Below are 17,662 nucleotides of genomic sequence, written 5' to 3'. Positions count from 1 at the left end.
CGATTCATCGCATCTCGTAAACGTCTCGTAAATCTATCGCGTCCGATATTTCCGCAATCCAGGGAATGCGTAGGCGTAGCCCGTCGCAGACATCGCCCCTAATAAAACAGATATTGTACACAGAATGGGAATGCGATCGTTTTTGCGATCGCCCCTTGTAGAGACGCGATTCATCGCGTCTTCTTCCTTTCCGTCATTTACATAGCGGGAATAATTCCGAGTTTTTTGGGTTGGCAATTACATCAATACAAAGCAATAATTGCATAAATTTTTGTATCAATCAAAGATGTAATCATGAATCATTACGATCCTCAACCAGAAAACAACAAACCCAAATACAAAGGTAAATATCGAATTGACTCAACCCGTTTGCCAGCATGGAGTTATGCCAGTAATGCTGGATATTTCGTTACTATTTGCACCGACGGGAAGAAATGCTTTTTTGGTGAGGTTGTGCAGGGTGGAATGCAGCTATCACCAATTGGAGAAATTGCTCATAAATTGTGGTACGAGATTCCTAATCATTTTTCTAATTGCCAGATAGATTCGTTTTGCGTCATGCCTAATCATATTCATGGGATTTTGATTATTAATCAAATACGAGAAGAAGGCGTGATGAATCAAACACAGGAAGAAGACGCGATGAATCAAATACGAGAAGAAGGCGTGATGAATCAAACACAGGAAGAAGACGCGATGAATCGCGTCTCTACAAGGGGGGATGGGCAACGGGGTGGGGTTACTGGGTTGTTTAACCCAATGTTGTCTAAAAATTCTCTTTCTAAAATTGTTAGGTGGTACAAAGGACGATGTACATTTGAAATTAATCAAATCTATCAAGGTTTTAGATGGCAAGGAAGGTTCCATGACAACATAATTCGTAATGAATTCGCCCTCGATAAAATTAGACAATATATTATCAATAACCCAATCAATTGGGAACGCGATCGCAAACAACCACCCCATTCCCCCTTGTAGAGACGCGATTCATCGCGTCTTATACTTGTGCATTTTGTAAATTTATCCAAATCCAAGAAATACGATCGCCCCTAGTAAAACAGATATTGTAAACAGAATGGGAATGCCTATTGACGGGTATAACGATGTTTCACCCCAATAGGGAAATATTCAAAATCACCCATTGGCGCTAATGTAACCTGTGGTATTTGATATTCTACCGGAACATAATTAGCAAACTCGCTATTTAGGCGTAGCAGTTGTGAAAGAATAGAAGATGCGATCGCTTCTCTTCGATCTTCACTACCCTCTACCCCTGCTCCTAATTCCACAACCACAGATAAAAATCGGTTTTTGTCAGCATCTTCCTTCACTTGCAACACAAATTTACCTGTCACCCATTCTTGAATTACTGGTTGTTCTAATCCCACCGTCACATTTTCGGGATAGATATTTGCACCAAAGTAAGAAACTGTAAAGTTAGAACGCCCAAAGACATAAACAAAAGGTAGCTGATGAATACCTCTAGGGGAGTGGGGAGTGGGGAGTGGGGAGTGGGGAGTGCTGTTAGCGATAGCGGGGCGTTGAGCCAGTGCTGAGTTCTCTAACGCTGCAACAGGATTAAATCCCCATTCAGCTAAAAATTGCAGCATGGCATCATAACTAATTATCCCGCCAGTATCCAAGATGTCATAACGCACTAAGGGAATACCGTTATCTCCCGAAAACAGCAATCCGCCATCTTCAACTTCAAAAAAGCGACTGCAAGGATCATACTGTACTAACGTGGGTAAACGCGATTCCCCCAATAAAGCTCTAGCTGCATCAGGATTTTCTGCCAAAAAACGGCGAATACAGATACTTAACGGTGTTTCATTACCCAAAACTCCGGCATCCGCAGTGCCGTAAAGTGATGCAAAATCATAGCAAGGATTTTGTGAACCAACTCTTTCGCCAACCAAACTCCGCCATTCTTCACTAAATACTTCTCCCGCCATCACTAATTTAATCTGATATTGCTGCCACTCCACCCCACGAGCGATACCAGTATCAATCACATCTTTTAAAAATGGCGGGTATCCCAATAACACCACTTGCTCAAATTCTGAACCTAATTCCTGAACAACTCGCAAGATTTCTTCTTTGTTGTTACCAGGAGTAATTACAGTGATGGGATAACCTTTGCTAGCAAGATAACGACAGCAATTGGTGGTAAAGATTCCACCTACCCAAGTGCCTAAAGTGAAACAAATCACTGCTAGGGTACGTCTGGTATCTGTATAGAAACTATCGTGAAAAATCTGTTCAAAACGTGTGGCGATTTGGAGTTCATCTGTGAAAAAACGAGGCCAAAATGTCGGTTTACCACTGGAACCTGAAGAAGCAGCTATCATATCGCACCCTTGGAGTTGCCCATTGCGGCACAAGTCAGCCAAAGGATAACGCAGTATATAATTTTGTTTAGCGATCGCTGGTAGTTTTTGAAATTCCTCTAAGGTTTGAATAGTCGCGGGATTAATTTCCCTTTCTGCTAAAAAAGCCTTGTAGGCAGGTACATTAGCCGCCACATCGTGAAATAAACTCAAAGCTGCCGAAGTTTGAGTGTTGAGATGCCGTTGCAGTATCGTTTCTAGGGGGGTAGACAAAAAATCTTCAAATGCTTTAATTACTTGCTGCTGTCTTGATTTCCAGTTCATGATAATTCGTAATTCGTAATTCGTAATTCGTAATTCGTAATGACGCTCTCTACGAGACTCTGCGCGTAGCAAGATCCCTGCAAGAGTACGCGGATACGAGAAAGCGCGTCGCTAACGTAATTCGTAGGATATCCGAAAATGAGGGTATGCGCGTTGTAGTCATTCAATAAAACCTTAATTTATCCTTGGGCACCATGCAGCTCTATTGCAGTAAACAACACACAAATAATGGTGGGAACCGCTTTTGCACCCATTGTGGTGAACCATTACCTCTTGCTGTGGGACAGATGGTGGATAATCGCTATCAAATTATCCGTCAATTAGGACAAGGGGGCTTTGGACGCACCTATTTGGCGGAGGATAGAACTAAATCTCATCAAACCTGTGTGCTGAAGGAATTTGCACCCCAAGTAGAAGAAAAGCAAGATTTACAAAAAGCTAAAGAGTTGTTTGAACGAGAAGCAAATGTCCTGAAAACACTCCAGCATTCACAAATTCCCCGTTTTCACGCCTCGCTACAAGTGAAGATAGGCACTAAAGATTTTTTCTTTCTAGTGCAAGATTATGTGGATGGTGATAATTATTACCAATTATTAGAACAGCGTCAGAGTCAAGGAAAAACCTTTAGTGAAGAGGAAGTAATCACCTTACTGCAACAGATTTTACCGGTGTTATCTTACATCCACTCACGAGATGTAGTTCATCGTGATATCTCTCCTGATAATCTAATTTGGCGGCGTTCTGATAATCTCCCAGTGCTGATTGATTTTGGTGGTGTCAAGCAATTGCCGGCTTCTCAAGGTTTTTGGCGGACTAAGTTGGTTGGAAATAACACTTTGCTAGGTAAAAAAGGCTACGCACCAGAAGAACAGTTACGGCAAGGAAAAGCATTTTTTAGTAGTGATTTATATTCTTTAGCGGTGACATCACTGGTGTTGCTCACAGGGAAAGAGCCGCAAAAATTATACGACAGCTATCAGGGAATTTGGGGATGGGGAAAGGAAATCCGAGTTAGTCCGCAACTGGAAGCGGTGTTAAAAAAGATGTTGGCTTATAAACCGAGCGATCGCTATCAACAAGCCGAGCAAATCCTCAAAGATTTACCATCGCCAACTGCGACTAAATCCCCAGGTAATTATATTACCACCAAGATTAAGACGATGGTAGTTGCTCCGGGAAGACAACGCGCCAGTGCTGTTGTGAGTAGATTCCAGAACAAAACGCAAGCAATAGCGAAACCGATATCTTGGCCTGTATGGATTCGCCCTTTTGTCATGAGTTTAGGGGGAACAGCTTTAATTGTTTTAACTGGTGCAGGTACTTTGGCGGTGGTAAATGCAGTTATTCGGAGCGTAACTTCAATCACCATTCCATCAATTTCATTACCGCAAATTCCACAATTACCAAATCCAATCGGTAAACCAGTCAGCGACAAAGGAAAAAATCGCAATCTTCAGGAAATTATCAGTCGTCGTCAACAGCTAGAAATTACCGAAGGATTTTTTACTCCTTTTGTAGATGATTTATTTTATACAAAAAAACCAGAACTAAAGGGACGTAGCCTAACATCTAAATCTGAAGACGCTGGTTTACGAGATGAATGGTCTGGTATTGCTGACGATTTGTTGGATAAACTAGAACAGGCTGACCTCAGTACAACAGCTCGTCGGAAATTGGGTAAATATAGTCAAAAAGATTATGTAACATGGAGACGACTTGCGCGATCGCGGCAATTTGGGAACTATACAATTGATCAGTTGACCAAAGACGCAAATGAAAAATTTGATCGGTTGTTTCCCGATCAGGATCGTGGGAAACTCAATCAACAGACTTTCGGTCAAATTTGGTATGCGATCGCAGCCGATCAAGTCAGTAAAGTACAATCTGGCAATTAAGGGGACTGGGGATTGGGGACTGGGGACTGGGGAAGAGTCACTAATAACAAATGACAAATGACAAATGACAAATGACAAATAACTAATGACTAAAATATATTGTTCTCAAGGACATGAAAATTCCCCAGGTAGTCGCTTTTGTCTCCAGTGTGGTGAAAAATTGTTGGATACGCCCATGAATTATAGTATCCAACCGGGACTAACTTTAGGCGATCGCTATGTGATTGTGCGTCAAATTGGCCAGGGTGGTTTCGGACGCACTTATTTAGCTGAAGATGTCAACCGTTTCCGCGAACTTTGTGTTTTAAAAGAATTTTCCCCCCAAGTTCAAACCGCCTACGTTGTCCAAAAAGCTGAAGAACTGTTTGAGAGAGAAGCCAGTGTTCTTTATAAACTGCAACATCCCCAAATTCCCCGCTTCCGGGAACTGCTTCGGATGAACTTAGGGGGGAAAGAATATCTGTTTTTGGTGCAAGATTATGTAGAAGGGGAAACTTACAATTCTTTGTTAAATACCCGCTTACAACAGGGTTTGCGCTTTACAGAGGCGGAAGTGCGCCAATTGTTGCTTTCAATTTTGCCAGTATTGGAGTATATCCACTCCATAGGCGTTATTCATCGAGATATATCTCCAGATAACTTAATGCTTCGCACTGTTGACAAACTGCCAGTGTTAATTGATTTTGGCGGTGTCAAACAAGTAGTAGCAACCGTTGCTTCCCAATATTATCAACCCGGCATAGTTGCATCTTCCCCATCACCAACCCTATTGGGTAAGGTAGGATTTGCACCCCCAGAACAGATGCAAACTGGGTTAGTATCTCCCCACAGCGACTTGTATGCAATGGGCGCAACAATGTTGGTTTTACTGACAGGGAAACAACCCCAAGAATTAATTGATACCTACAACCTTACCTGGCAATGGCGACGGGAAGTAAGCCTGAGTCCAATTTTGGCCCAGGTATTAGATAAAATGTTATCTGCCAGACCAAGCGATCGCTATCAATCAGCCAGTCAAGTACTCCAAGCTATCAACCCGCCCCCAGCTAATCCCCCAACTCAATACCCCGCCCCACCACAACCCACATCCGCCACCGTCGCCGTCTCTCCACCTCCCCCATCGGAAGCTAAAGCTACATACCCCTCATCTCCCCCATACCCTCAGCCCACAAGCTGGTGGACACCAACAAAAACCTTCCTAGTGGCGGCGGTAGTAGCTGGTACTGTTGGATTACTTTGGTGGGGAGTGAATAGCAGCCGAGATATAGGGGACAAACCTAATCCTACAGCCAGCCCAACCCCAACCAGTGATCAAGCAACCGATCCTTTAGCGCAATATTCACCAGCTGAACGGCAGCGTAAAGAAAGATTAAGCGATCGCCGTCAACAGTTGGGTATTAATTCTAACTTTTACGTGAACTTGGTGAATCAAGTTTTTTGGGACAGAAATCCCAGTTTACGAGGACGCACTCTCAGCGATGGCCCTCTTGATGAGGGTTTGCGGGCAGAATGGGATAAAACAGCTTCAGAATTGTTGGAAAAGCTAGCGCCACTGAGTTATAATACACGCCGACAACTGGGAACTTATACAACAGCTGAACGCGATCGCTGGAAAGTGGAAGTCAACAAAATCAACGTTGGTAGTCGTTCTTTGTATGATTTGGGAGATGCCGCTTTTTTAAGTGTATTCCCCCAACAGCGTGGTAAAGATTTTCAAGATCAGCCCATTGGACAAGTTTGGTATGGATTTGTTAGCGATCAACTCAGTGCTATCCTCGCCGGTAGCGCTTTCCAAAAACTTGTCTTTGATCCGGGCGCTATCAGCAAAACAGTCAGTGGTACTCTCCAACCTGGTGATGGTAAAGTATTCATTGCTGGACTTGCCAAAGAGCAATCTCTGGAATTGAAGTTACAAGCAAATTCCCAAGTTTTGTTATCAGTCTATTCACCCTCTGGCAAAATCAAATTTTTAGAAGATTCTAAAGAGCGAAGTTTGTCAACTAAATTACCAGAAAACGGATTTTACGAGTTTGTTGTGGTTTCCACAGCATCGAAACCAGTAGATTATCAACTCAGCATCACAGCAGAAAATCCCACCCCTCCCCCATCGCCAACACCAACGCCCACGGAAACACCAACGCCCACGGAAACACCCACGCCAACTCCTACACCAACTCCCACAGAAACCCCCACTCCTACACCGACACCAACGCAGCAGACAGAACCTCAGTAGGAAACGAACGTAGAGATGCAGAGTTGCAATTGTTTATATAATTTAGACGCATATCAGCTTATCCAGAACCCAATACTCTTGGGTTAAGGATTTTTTTCTCTTCTCTCTGTTTCGCGCCAGTTGCTTCAAGTCGGGGAACCCGCCCAACGCACTGGCTTCTCTGCGCCTCTGCGGTTCGTTAAAAATTTGACTTTGATAAAGAGTTTTAGCCTTAACCCAAGCGTATTGATCCAGAACCTTTGTAGAGATGTAGCAGTACTACGCCTCTACATTCTTTTTCACCCATATCTCTAATGAAATAGCCCTTGATAAGCTGTTCCACATTTAACTTGCATATATTGGGCGGGCGAGACGCCCACCCCACAGGAAATGTACAATTTCAAATTATACAAACTAGATGTGGTTTAGCTTATCATGTCCGCATAAATAGTTATGCTAACCACAGCCATTACACCCCACCCCCAGCCCCTCCCCGCCTGCGGGGAGGGGAGACAAAGCGTAGCTTTGGCGGGGTGGGGTTCTTCGGGTTTAATAAGCAATCAAGCGGACATTATATGAGAGCGATGATTTCAAATTTTTCGGTTAATACTGTACTAATGGCTTGATTAGCAAAGCGAATTTTTGCTTCTTCTAGGCTACCAATGGCACTTAATATAAACCCTGCTTTGATGTCTTTGTGTTTGACAAAATTTTTAAGCTTTATCTTAAATCGTCATGGGGTTTTAATCTGATAGCAAAAATTTTCATTAGTCAATAGTCATTAATTAGCCGTTTAAGTAATATACAGCAAATCAACAAGATTAATTTTATCAGTGATTTTTCTGAGCCATATCCACAATAAATATTACTAATATATACAAAAATATTATCAGGATGCTGAATATGTCAGATTTACCCCTTCAGTGCAAAAATTTGAAAGAGCAGGTTGAGTCTATATTACAACTTTTACAGCAAGAGCCAACACTACGTTTCCAAGATATTACACTTGTACAAACTTCTCTAAGTAAGGCGATTTCTCCAAAGTTTGAGATTGTGTTTGCGGGTGCGTTTAGCGCTGGTAAATCAATGCTAATCAATGCACTATTGGAGAGGGAATTACTCTACAGTGCAGAGGGACACGCTACAGGTACAGAATGCAAAATCGAGTATGCAGAAGTAGATAAAGAACGTGTTGTTTTGACATTTTTAAGTGAAGTAGAGATTCGGGAACAAGCAGTTTCTTTGTGTCAGCAGCTAGGATTTAAGACAGTAGCGAATATTAACCAAGCTGATGTAATTAACTTACTACGCCAAGGTTCTGAAGCGATTATTCAGCAGGAGGGTGGTGAGAATAAATCAGAACGTGCAAAACAGGCGAAGGCGTTAATGTTGTTGCTAGAGGGATATATAGCAAACCGCGATCGCATCAGCACGGTTAATAATGCTACATATTCAATGGAGCAATTTAACTTTTCCAATCTCAAGGAAGCGGCTGGATATGCCCGTCGTGGTAGAAACAGTGCAGTATTGAAGCGAATAGAATATTACTGTAATCATCCTTTGCTACAAGATGGTAATGTAATTATTGACACGCCGGGTATAGATGCACCAGTAGAGAAAGATGCACAGCTAACTTATGCAAAAATTCAACATCCTGATACTTCGGCGGTGGTGTGTGTGCTAAAACCTGCTTCGGCAGGTGAGATGACAAAAGAAGAAACAGAACTTTTGGAATTAATGCGGGAGAATGGGGGAGTACGCGATCGCGTTTTCTATATCTTCAACCGCATCGATGAAACTTGGTATAATACTCAGCTACGGCAACGATTAGATGATTTAATTAGTGGGCAATTTGGCAATTCAAGCAAGGTTTATAAAACAAGTGGATTATTAGGATTTTACGGCAGTCAGATTAAACAGACAAACCACCAAGATAGATTTGGTTTAGATTCTGTTTTTGCAGAAAGTATTAAAGGTTTAGATGGTAAAGAAGAAACACCACAATTTGTCTATGCTTTTAACAACTACTGTGTAAATTCAAGAAAGCTGTCTTCCAGTAAATTTCGTGTCTCTGTTAACGGCTTTGAAACCCCAAATCAAAATTATGTGCGGATTCTGGGAGATTGGGGAAATGAAATTATAGAACAGCTAATTAAAGATAGTGGAACTGAAGAATTTCGCACAGCAATTACTCGCTATCTTACAGAAGAAAAGCGTCCCCAATTATTTAAAAATCTTGCTGATGATTTGGAAAATGTTTGTATTAAGCTGAAAAAACATTATCAGAGTGTACAACGGAATTTAGATAGTCAGCCCCAAGAAATTGAGACGATGAAGGCGCAAGAGTTGCAACACCTAAATCAGCAACTCCAGCAAATTGGTAGAGACTTTCATGAGCATATCACAGAAGAAGTTAACCAAATAATTAATAATTCCTGTGATGCTTTTGAAGCAGATTTTAAGCAATTGCAATCACGAATGATTCGCCGTTTAGATGAATTGCTAGATACTTTTTCTGTAGCTTATGCTTACCGACGTGCAACCATTAGCCATCCTCGCAACGCTACCGCACCTTTAATTGCTATTTTAGTAGAGGCGTTTTATTACTTAGCAAATCAATTAGAAGATATTTTGGTTGAATCTTCTCAGCAAGTAGTGGCGAATTATTTTCAGAGGTTGATTGAAAAGATTCGCAAGTCAGAATATTATCGCCAGTTGTATCGTTTGTTAGATAATGATGGTGGTATTGAACAAGAGATGAGAATTTTAGAAAAAGGAGTTGCTCAAGCATTATTTAGTGCAGCTAGTGTAGAGTGCGATCGCTTCGTGCGAGAAAGTCCGAGATTTTACGATGAAGGCACTTTTTCTATATATCAATTTCGCCAAACTTTATCACAAACTTCTCAAGGTTACGACGCTGAAAGTATTGTGGAAGCGGAACCAGCAATTAGGCAATTATTGAAGTTAGATTTTGAACCAAAAGTTTCCCACACTATTCGTAAATCTTTCCGTCAAACCATCAACCAAACCCTTAAAACTCACTTATTACCAATGGCAAATCAGCAAGCAGATGAAATTTTGCAGCAATATCCACAGGCGCGTGCTTATTTAGAGAAAACATTGGAACAAGAAGCTGAAGAAAAAATTGCGAATAATCGACGATTATTAAATGTTGTTGAAGAAAATATTGCCGCATATAATTCAGCAGCTTCTAGTATTAATACTTGTTTACAGGCAATGCAATTATATGACAATTTTTTGCCTGTAATTGGTGAATCATTTGATACTTTAGGTAAGTTTGCTAATAAGGAGTTTTTGGTTTCAGAGATGGTATAAAAGGTTTAATTTTAATCTCAAAGATGATTTGAGATAATTGTAGCTTTTAGTGAGTGCTAAAACACTCACTAATTACAGTTTTGCCTAAAGTATAAATTTAAAAAATTGAGGTTGATATGCAAGATGAATTCAAGCCAATACAGTGTAACGATGGTGATGTTTTGGACTTCGGAGGCAACACATATAAAATTGCTAAATTTAAACAAGCAATGGATACCTCATTTAACTCCACGTTAGAATCTATATTGAATCAAGAATTAAGTAGGCAAGGAATAAATAGAAAACAGTCTCCGAATGGGAATTGGTTTCAGAAAGGCACAGATTGCGAAATTTTAACACTAGGTTCTCCAAGCTGGAAAAAGGGGAAAGTTAAAATTAAAATAAGCGTTGAATTTTATATTGAAGAGGAAGATATACAAATAACTAACAGCAACAATTCAGAAATCACCGAACCAGAGTCGCCTCTTGATGATCTTCGCCGCATGATTCACGAGTAAAATTAGTCAATCAAAATTTACATATAGCAATCTTATTTGATTTGTGAAAATTCGCGGTGTCCAGATCCCCGATTTCTTTTAGAAGTCGGGGATCTAACTTTTTATGAATGATTTAGGCGTTGCTATAACCTATTACAATTCGTCATACCATTTCACTTTAATAATGATACAAATACGCTGCTGTTTGGGCATGGCATTGCCCATTGGTGTCAACTTAACGTAAAAGTTATGTCCCGCAAGGAACTGAAGTTCCTTGCTAATAGAAAAATTGTAGGTTGGGTTAAGCAAAGCGCAACCCAACAAAGCCCCGCAAATGTTGGGTTTCGTTCCTCAACCCAACCTACGCAGTTTAAGATTTTTGGCGCTAACTGAACTGTATTGTGCTATAACTACTTTTTACAAAACTGGGTACTAGGTATTAGAAAAACAGTCTCTAGTCCCCAACTAAATGGTTATGAATATCAAACGTCGGGAATTTATCACAACCTGTGGACTAGCTACCTTAGCCACCCAGATACCATCATTTACCGCCCAAGGTAAGCCATCTCTCAACACCAGCAGCAAGCCGCCCCACCTGAAAGCTGGCGATACCGTAGGATTGATTTCCCCTGCGGGTATCGTTGACGCTAAAGACATCGAAGCAGCGCAGCAATCGGTTTCACAGTTAGGGTTAAAAGTCAAGCTGGGGAAGCATATTTTAGACCGTTATGGCTATTTAGCGGGTAAAGATGCCGATCGCGCCCAGGATGTAAACTTGATGTTTAGCGATCGCTCCATAAAAGCAATCATTCCCATGCGTGGTGGTTGGGGTTGTAATCGCATTTTACCCCTACTCAACTACTCGCTAATCCGCTCCCATCCGAAAATTATCATCGGTTACAGCGATATTACGACGCTATTGTTGGCAATTAATGCCCGTAGTCAAGTAATTACTTTTCATGGGCCAGTTGCTACGTCTACCTGGAATCAATTTACAGTCGATTACTTCAAGCGCATCCTATTTAATGCTGAAGCTGTGACTATGCAAAATCTCAACCCTAGCGAAGTGCGGATGGAGATAATAGCACCAGGAAAGGCGAGGGGTAAACTTGTGGGTGGAAACTTGTCAGTGTTATCAGCGATGGTAGGTTCACCTTACCTACCTTCTTGGAACAAAAATATTTTGTTTGTGGAAGAAGTTGGCGAGGATGTTTATCGTATAGATAGGATGCTGACGCAGTTAAAAACTGCTGGGATACTTAATCAAATTGCTGGCTTTATCTTTGGGCAATGCACTAAATGTAGTCTTGGAGATGAACCGCCATTTACATTAATGCAAGTATTACAACAACACATACTTCCTTTAGGTATTCCTGCTTGGTACGGTTCAATGATTGGTCATATTAAGGATAAATTTACTTTGCCAATCGGTGTGGAAGTGGAAATAAATGCTGAACTTGGGACAATACGAATGTTACAGGCGGCTGTTAGTCTTGTTTGAGCCACGAAAATCAGCCGCGTCATAGTGATTTTGATTACAGGACTTACGCAACTGGCACATACTTTCTAAAAAAGTGAAGGCTAAACCAGTACAAAATTACTGTTATACAGATGAGACTAGTGCTCTTCCATCACTCTAGTCAAAGAAAAATCTCAGTCAACTTTTAAACAAGAGACAGAAACTGGGTTTCGAGCTTTATTTTCTAACATTATGGCTAGAATCATGTGTTTTGCCTGAAAGTCTTGTGTAGCAAGGATTATTGTTTTTTTATCTGGAGAGAGTGATGGAAGAGCGCTAGGCTGAGAGCAAAAAGGTACATTCCTCAAGTAAAAGGAATTTATTTAAGAAAGAAAGCGTCTGGATGAGAAATCCGGGAATAATGGTTTTTTATCTAGCAATGAAGTTTACTAAGCTTGACTATTGTCAATATTTATTGAGTAGTCAAATTAATTACACAATTACAAATCTAGCTGAACATCTAACTCAAATAAGTCACGATAAAATCAATCGTTATTTAAAAAATGAAAAGTTGGCATCACATATACTCTGGGAGAATGTTAAAGATTCAATTGAGATTGCTGATGATTCAAGCTCATGTTGGGGTAATGCAGCGTACAGGCGATTTTACCCAAGCGCTGGGTAGTATAAAGAACATTTGCATGGTTTAACTAATATCATCCTCTTAGTAAGGATTATGAACGTCTTCCCGTGCAGGAGTGAAGCTGCCATATTGTTATGACTCGTATTATGTTGCGTCGTTTTGTTTTCTAAAGATTTACTTTATAAATGGTCTCTTAGCTTTTATTTACAAATTCGCTTTAAAGCGCAATTGTATTGATGGTATTATTATTTTATTTTGAATGCCTATGTAAAAACTCGGCGTTATATATTTCACAATTATGATTTAAAAGATGATATCTCTGTTGTACTCAAAGTTGCAGTACAGCAAGGCTATTGATCAAAGTCTGATGATACCAATGCCGTAGCCCAAAAATTCAGCATCCCAAACTATACAGCTAAGAAAACCAGTATGTTTCTCAACTCACCAAATCCTTTCTTCCCTGGAGATAGTGTCCCATCAGAAAAATTTATAGGTAGAAACTCTATCATTCAAACAGCTTTTGACCAGATATATAACCGCGGTCATTTAGCAGTGTGGGGTGGGCTGGGAACAGGAAAAACGTCGCTATTAGCAAAACTAGCTGCTGCTCAAACGTGGGAACAGAACAGGCAAGATATATCATTCGCAGTGATAGTTCGTTTTAGTTGTGAAGAGATAAGCCCTTTTACTGACTCTGGTTTTTGGACAAAATTACTGTGTTTAGTAAGAAATAATCTAGATACTGAAGCAGAATTACAAGAGCAAGTAAATACTCTGATAGAAGAAGGTAGGGCATCTCAAGACAGTTTACGCCAAATATTAAGGGAACTAGACACCAAAGGCAAATACTTGGTATTGCTGATAGATGATTACGATTTCGCTCTTTCACCCAATCAGCAATACTCTGAGGAGAATATGCAGCAATTTTTGGGTGAATTTCGCAGCTTGGCTGTTTATACTGGTACTGGGCAAAGGCGAAATTTATCTGTGATTGTCACTTCACAAAAACGTCTAAATGATATTAGACCAAGTACCAATCCTAATCAGTCACCCTGGTATAACCATTATTTATTTCGACAATTAAAACCTTTTGACAATAATGAAGTTGATCAGTTACTACAATTCTTTAATCGAGCAATTACACCGCAATTAAGAGAAGCACTAGAACAAATTGCTGGTGGGCATCCAAAGCTGCTACAAACTGCTTGTTTTTTACTATATCAAGAACTCAGGAATGAAAACCAACCTTCTATTGAAGAGTATGTTAAAAATTTTATTAGAGAATTTGAAAGCAGCACTGATCCATTTTTCGATAGTCTTTGGAGAAGATGTGATAAGAAAGAGCAATATTTATTAATGTTGATGGTTTTGTCAAAATTGAGGGGTCGCCTGAGTCAAGATAGACAATATGATATCACAAACATTGAATCAATTTTTAGCCAATACGACAAAATACTAAGAAATTTACAAGAACAGTGCATCATTAAAAATTCTGCAAATACCGGAGATAATTCTTTTATTTTTATCTCTTCAATAATGGAGAACTGGGTAATTCAAGAAATTTGGAATTCTAATGACGAATCACTGCAAGAAAGACAGAAAGCATTTTTGAATTTGATGAGTCATCAACAAATAGAGGATGTGAAAGGTGCTATTGTTTGGGTAAAAAGAAATCAACCATCTATTACTTTGTCTTTTAAGTTTGTTTATCCTATTGTTGAGAGAATCATCAGATTTTTACTCGGTAGCTAATTGTTAAATATTTAATGGCAATGAAAGTGGTATGAGTTTTAACACTATAATGAATCCTTATATCATTGGTACTCCGATCGAAAATCCAGAGATGCTTTTTGGTAGAGATTCTCTATTTGAAAACATAAGAGATCATTTACAAAATAATGAAAAATTTATTCTTTTGCATGGTCAAAGACGTATAGGTAAATCTTCTGTCTTAAGAATTCTCCCCTATATTGTAGCTAGAGATGACTTTTTATTTGTTTCTTATGATTTACAAAGAGACATTCATTCTCAAAATAATAAAATTTTATATAACATTATCAGTAGAATACTGCATGAGATTGGCACGGAGAGAGACATAGACATCAGCTATTTGTTAGAGTCAGATAGTAATTTAGAAGATGTAAGAATACGGAGAAATATCTATAATATTAGTTATGAGTTAGATACTAGAGGGTTAAAATTAATTCTATTATTAGATGAGTTTGATGTAATTGAAACTGATAGTGATATAAACAGAGCTGTTAATTTTTTAGAATATTTAAATAATTTAATTATAGAGGTAAAAGAAATATATCTGATTGCAGTAGTTGGCAGATATATTAATTACATGCCAAATTTACTAAGAATATTTAGACAAGCGCCATTTGTAGAAATTGGTTTCTTGAATAGTGAGAGTGCTAAAAAATTAATTAGACAACCTGCTATTAATAGCCTGCAATACAGAGACGAAACTATAGAAAGAATTTTAAATTTTTCATCAGGACATCCTTTATATACGCAGGTTTTATGTTATGAAATTTTTAATTTTGCTAAAAATAATAACTACAGAGCTAGGAATTTCCCTATTATACCTGATGATGTAGATGGAGTTATACAAGAAGCTCTGCAAACTTCTCAAGGTGGATGTGCTTGCTTTTGGGATGGATTGAGTCTTCATGAGAGAGTAGTGGTTTCAGCTATAGCTCAAGCTCAACAAGAAAATCTCACAGGTGATCCTGCTCAAATTTTTCAAGAATATGGATTAGTATTCACAGATGCTTTAAAAGATGCAATTGATGAATTAATTAGAAGGGGGTTTATAGATAGTAATCCCATTAAAATAAGAGTAGAGCTAGTCAGATTATGGCTTATAGAACATCATAAATTAAAAGATGAAATCGCTATTTTAGAAACAATAGAAGCAGAACAATTTAATATAGTATTAATAAACATTGCTCGTAGTTTATGGAAACAAGAAGATAGAAAAAATAATGCTTTAAATCAATATGAACTAGTTTTAAATTTAAATCCAAACCACTTCAGTACTATAGTAGAATTAACTGGAAAATATTGTGAATTAAAGGATTTTAATAAAGCTTTACCACTTTATGAAAAAGCTTTGAAATTAGAGAAATTAGGTTATCAAAAAATATTGATAGAAGATTTACATAAATACAGAAATTACTTATACGAACAAAGAGATTTTGAACAAGCAAAACAACAAGATGAAAAAAATTTGCAAATCGACCATGAAAATAGTTCAACACAAGAAGAAAGCCCGGAGCTAATACATCCTCATAATCATAATAATGAAAGCGCTAATAATACTGAAACTTCAAATAGTTATGGAAGTAATTTTGGAGGATGGTTACAAATAATCATCCAACAAAAACTCTTGAAAATATTAGGAGTGTCAGGTCTAATTGCTGGATTTATAGCTGTTGCTATTATCATTGCTTTTAACAACCAAAAGGATTGTCCTACTAATCAACAAAAAAATTCACAGGGTGTATGCGTCACTAATCCTCAGACGAGTCCAAGTATTACTGAAGGTGTTAATTCAGAAAGTCTTAGTAGTGGCGATGGCTCTTTATTTTCTAAGATAAAAACTAACAAACCCCAAGATATTGATAAATTTAAAGAAAGTAGACAAAAAGGGATTACCAACTTCCAACAAAAAAAATATCCAGAGGCAGCAGAAGACTTTGAACAAGCGGTCAAATATAACTCTAACGATCCAGAGGTATTGATTTATCGAAACAATTCCTTGGCTCGTCAAAAGGGTGAGCCTTTTGTTTTAGCTGTAGTAGTGCCAGCCACACATCAGTCAAACTACGTTTTGGCTTGGGAAATATTACGTGGAATCGCACAAGCGCAAAATGAATTTAATAAAAATCAAGGATTAAACGGTCGCTTACTGGAAATTCTCATCGCTGATGATCGTGACTCACCAGCCCAAGCCCAAAAAGTTGCCCAGCAAATAGTAGATAATAGCTCAGTTTTGGGCGTAATTGGACACAATGCTAGTGGCGTTACTACCAAAGCTTTACCAATATATGAAAAAGCGAAAATTCCGATTATTTCATCTACAAGTACTAGCATAGATTTAACTTCTTCTGTATTTTTCAGAACCCTTCCATCAGATAGAGAGACTGGTAAGAAGTTGGCTCAATATGCTATCAAGAAAGGTTTAAAACAAGTGTTAGTTCTCTGTAATCCTGATGAGTCTTATAGCAGAAGTATAAAAGAAGAATTTAAAACAAATCTTGTCTCCAGTGGCGGAAAAGTTATTGATGATGGGTGTATCAATATAGCTAAGGACAATGTAGACTCAGAAATTGTCAATAACTTGCCTAATGTTAAAGAAAAAGTACAAGCGATCGCTCTATTTCCAGATACGCAGCACCTATATAAAGCTATTGATATAGCTAAAAAATACAAAAACAATATTTCCGGAATCAGTCTATTAGGAGGTGATTCTGTTTATGTAGATGATATTTTTTATAAAGGTGGTGGCGACATCGAAGGTCTGGTTTTAGCGGTTCCTTGGTTTCGTCAGACAAAAAAATCACAAACGTTTGCTGAAAAAGCTAAAAAGCAGTGGGGAGGTGATGTTAGTTGGCGGACAGCAATTAGCTACGACGCGGTTAAGGCTTTTCTTGATTCCATAGATAAGTCTATTAAATCATCCCAGATTCTCTCTAGGGATACAGTTCTCGACAATTTAAAAAAGGTAGAAGTTCCAGAAACATCTTTCGGAGAAACACTTAAGTTCAATGAAAGCCGGGAAAGCCAGAGAGAAGTTATTTTACTCAAGGTGACAAATAGCCAATTTAGGCCTGAGGAGGAACAGATAAAAAAATAAAAAATTTTCAATTAGTTTGGTTTGTGATCTGTTAGACAGACATCATTATCGGGAATACTTAATATGGCACTGTCAGCTAGTTAGCCATAAGTGAAATGTATAGTTTTATTTTACCAGATGAGA

Annotated in this window: 11 protein-coding genes and 1 pseudogene; 9 read left to right on the top strand and 3 right to left on the bottom strand. The window is 38.8% G+C overall.

Translation table 11 applies throughout. From position 1 onward, the window contains the following. Positions 1-33 precede the first annotated feature (33 nt). A complete protein-coding gene (locus LC653_RS15920; RefSeq protein ID WP_229495389.1) occupies positions 34-237 on the bottom strand; it encodes a hypothetical protein in 204 nt (67 codons plus the stop codon). A 57-nt stretch (positions 238-294) separates the two neighbouring features. Here LC653_RS15920 and LC653_RS15915 point away from each other — a divergent pair, with 57 nt between their 5' ends. Next, complete coding sequence (locus LC653_RS15915; RefSeq protein WP_229495388.1) at positions 295-978, top strand: transposase; 684 nt, start codon at positions 295-297, stop codon at positions 976-978. A gap of 107 nt (positions 979-1,085) precedes the next feature. Here the strand turns inward: LC653_RS15915 and LC653_RS15910 are convergent, their stop codons facing one another. Then, on the bottom strand, positions 1,086-2,654 hold the full coding sequence (locus LC653_RS15910) for a phenylacetate--CoA ligase family protein (RefSeq protein ID WP_229495387.1): 1,569 nt from the start codon (positions 2,652-2,654) through the stop codon (positions 1,086-1,088). A gap of 194 nt (positions 2,655-2,848) precedes the next feature. Here LC653_RS15910 and LC653_RS15905 point away from each other — a divergent pair, with 194 nt between their 5' ends. After that, positions 2,849-4,549 (top strand): serine/threonine-protein kinase, encoded by a 1,701-nt coding sequence (locus tag LC653_RS15905; protein WP_229495386.1) that lies wholly within the window; start codon positions 2,849-2,851, stop codon positions 4,547-4,549. Positions 4,550-4,634: 85 nt separating this feature from the next. Beyond that, entirely contained in the window at positions 4,635-6,782 is a 2,148-nt protein-coding gene (locus LC653_RS15900; protein WP_229495385.1) for a serine/threonine-protein kinase, read from the top strand. A 550-nt stretch (positions 6,783-7,332) separates the two neighbouring features. Here the strand turns inward: LC653_RS15900 and LC653_RS15895 are convergent. Beyond that, the gene (locus LC653_RS15895) at positions 7,333-7,425 is read right to left on the bottom strand and encodes a hypothetical protein (RefSeq protein ID WP_229495407.1); all 93 of its coding nucleotides are present in this window, start codon (positions 7,423-7,425) and stop codon (positions 7,333-7,335) included. Positions 7,426-7,664: 239 nt separating this feature from the next. On the opposite strand from LC653_RS15895, the gene LC653_RS15890 reads away from it, so the two are divergent. From LC653_RS15890 to LC653_RS15870, 6 genes and pseudogenes are all read left to right on the top strand, one after another. Beyond that, a complete protein-coding gene (locus LC653_RS15890) occupies positions 7,665-10,097 on the top strand; it encodes a dynamin family protein (RefSeq protein WP_229495384.1) in 2,433 nt (810 codons plus the stop codon). A 116-nt stretch (positions 10,098-10,213) separates the two neighbouring features. After that, positions 10,214-10,594: a KGK domain-containing protein gene (locus LC653_RS15885; RefSeq protein ID WP_229495383.1), complete on the top strand. Its 381-nt coding sequence runs from the start codon at positions 10,214-10,216 to the stop codon at positions 10,592-10,594. A gap of 454 nt (positions 10,595-11,048) precedes the next feature. Beyond that, positions 11,049-12,074, top strand: coding sequence for a S66 peptidase family protein (locus tag LC653_RS15880; RefSeq protein ID WP_229495382.1), 1,026 nt, complete (start codon positions 11,049-11,051; stop codon positions 12,072-12,074). A gap of 397 nt (positions 12,075-12,471) precedes the next feature. Then, positions 12,472-12,648, top strand: a pseudogene (locus tag LC653_RS47900) (IS701 family transposase); the annotation flags it as partial. 456 nt (positions 12,649-13,104) lie between these two features. After that, positions 13,105-14,427 (top strand): AAA-like domain-containing protein, encoded by a 1,323-nt coding sequence (locus tag LC653_RS15875; protein WP_229495381.1) that lies wholly within the window; start codon positions 13,105-13,107, stop codon positions 14,425-14,427. A 31-nt stretch (positions 14,428-14,458) separates the two neighbouring features. Continuing rightward, complete coding sequence (locus LC653_RS15870) at positions 14,459-17,539, top strand: ABC transporter substrate-binding protein (RefSeq protein WP_229495380.1); 3,081 nt, start codon at positions 14,459-14,461, stop codon at positions 17,537-17,539. The last annotated feature ends 123 nt before the right edge of the window (positions 17,540-17,662 follow it).

Origin of the sequence: Nostoc mirabile CHAB5784 (assembly GCF_020829645.1) — a bacterium.
GTDB classification, from domain to species: Bacteria; Cyanobacteriota; Cyanobacteriia; order Cyanobacteriales; family Nostocaceae; genus Nostoc; species Nostoc mirabile.
This window is presented reverse-complemented; position numbering and strand designations above follow the sequence as displayed.

Coding starts and splice junctions, on each gene's coding strand:
- LC653_RS15915 (WP_229495388.1), top strand. CDS start 295: ATGAATCATTACGATCCTCAACCAGAAAACAACAAACCCAAATACAAA.
- LC653_RS15910 (WP_229495387.1), bottom strand. CDS start 2,654: ATGAACTGGAAATCAAGACAGCAGCAAGTAATTAAAGCATTTGAAGAT.
- LC653_RS15905 (WP_229495386.1), top strand. CDS start 2,849: ATGCAGCTCTATTGCAGTAAACAACACACAAATAATGGTGGGAACCGC.
- LC653_RS15900 (WP_229495385.1), top strand. CDS start 4,635: ATGACTAAAATATATTGTTCTCAAGGACATGAAAATTCCCCAGGTAGT.
- LC653_RS15890 (WP_229495384.1), top strand. CDS start 7,665: ATGTCAGATTTACCCCTTCAGTGCAAAAATTTGAAAGAGCAGGTTGAG.
- LC653_RS15885 (WP_229495383.1), top strand. CDS start 10,214: ATGCAAGATGAATTCAAGCCAATACAGTGTAACGATGGTGATGTTTTG.
- LC653_RS15880 (WP_229495382.1), top strand. CDS start 11,049: ATGAATATCAAACGTCGGGAATTTATCACAACCTGTGGACTAGCTACC.
- LC653_RS15875 (WP_229495381.1), top strand. CDS start 13,105: ATGTTTCTCAACTCACCAAATCCTTTCTTCCCTGGAGATAGTGTCCCA.
- LC653_RS15870 (WP_229495380.1), top strand. CDS start 14,459: ATGAGTTTTAACACTATAATGAATCCTTATATCATTGGTACTCCGATC.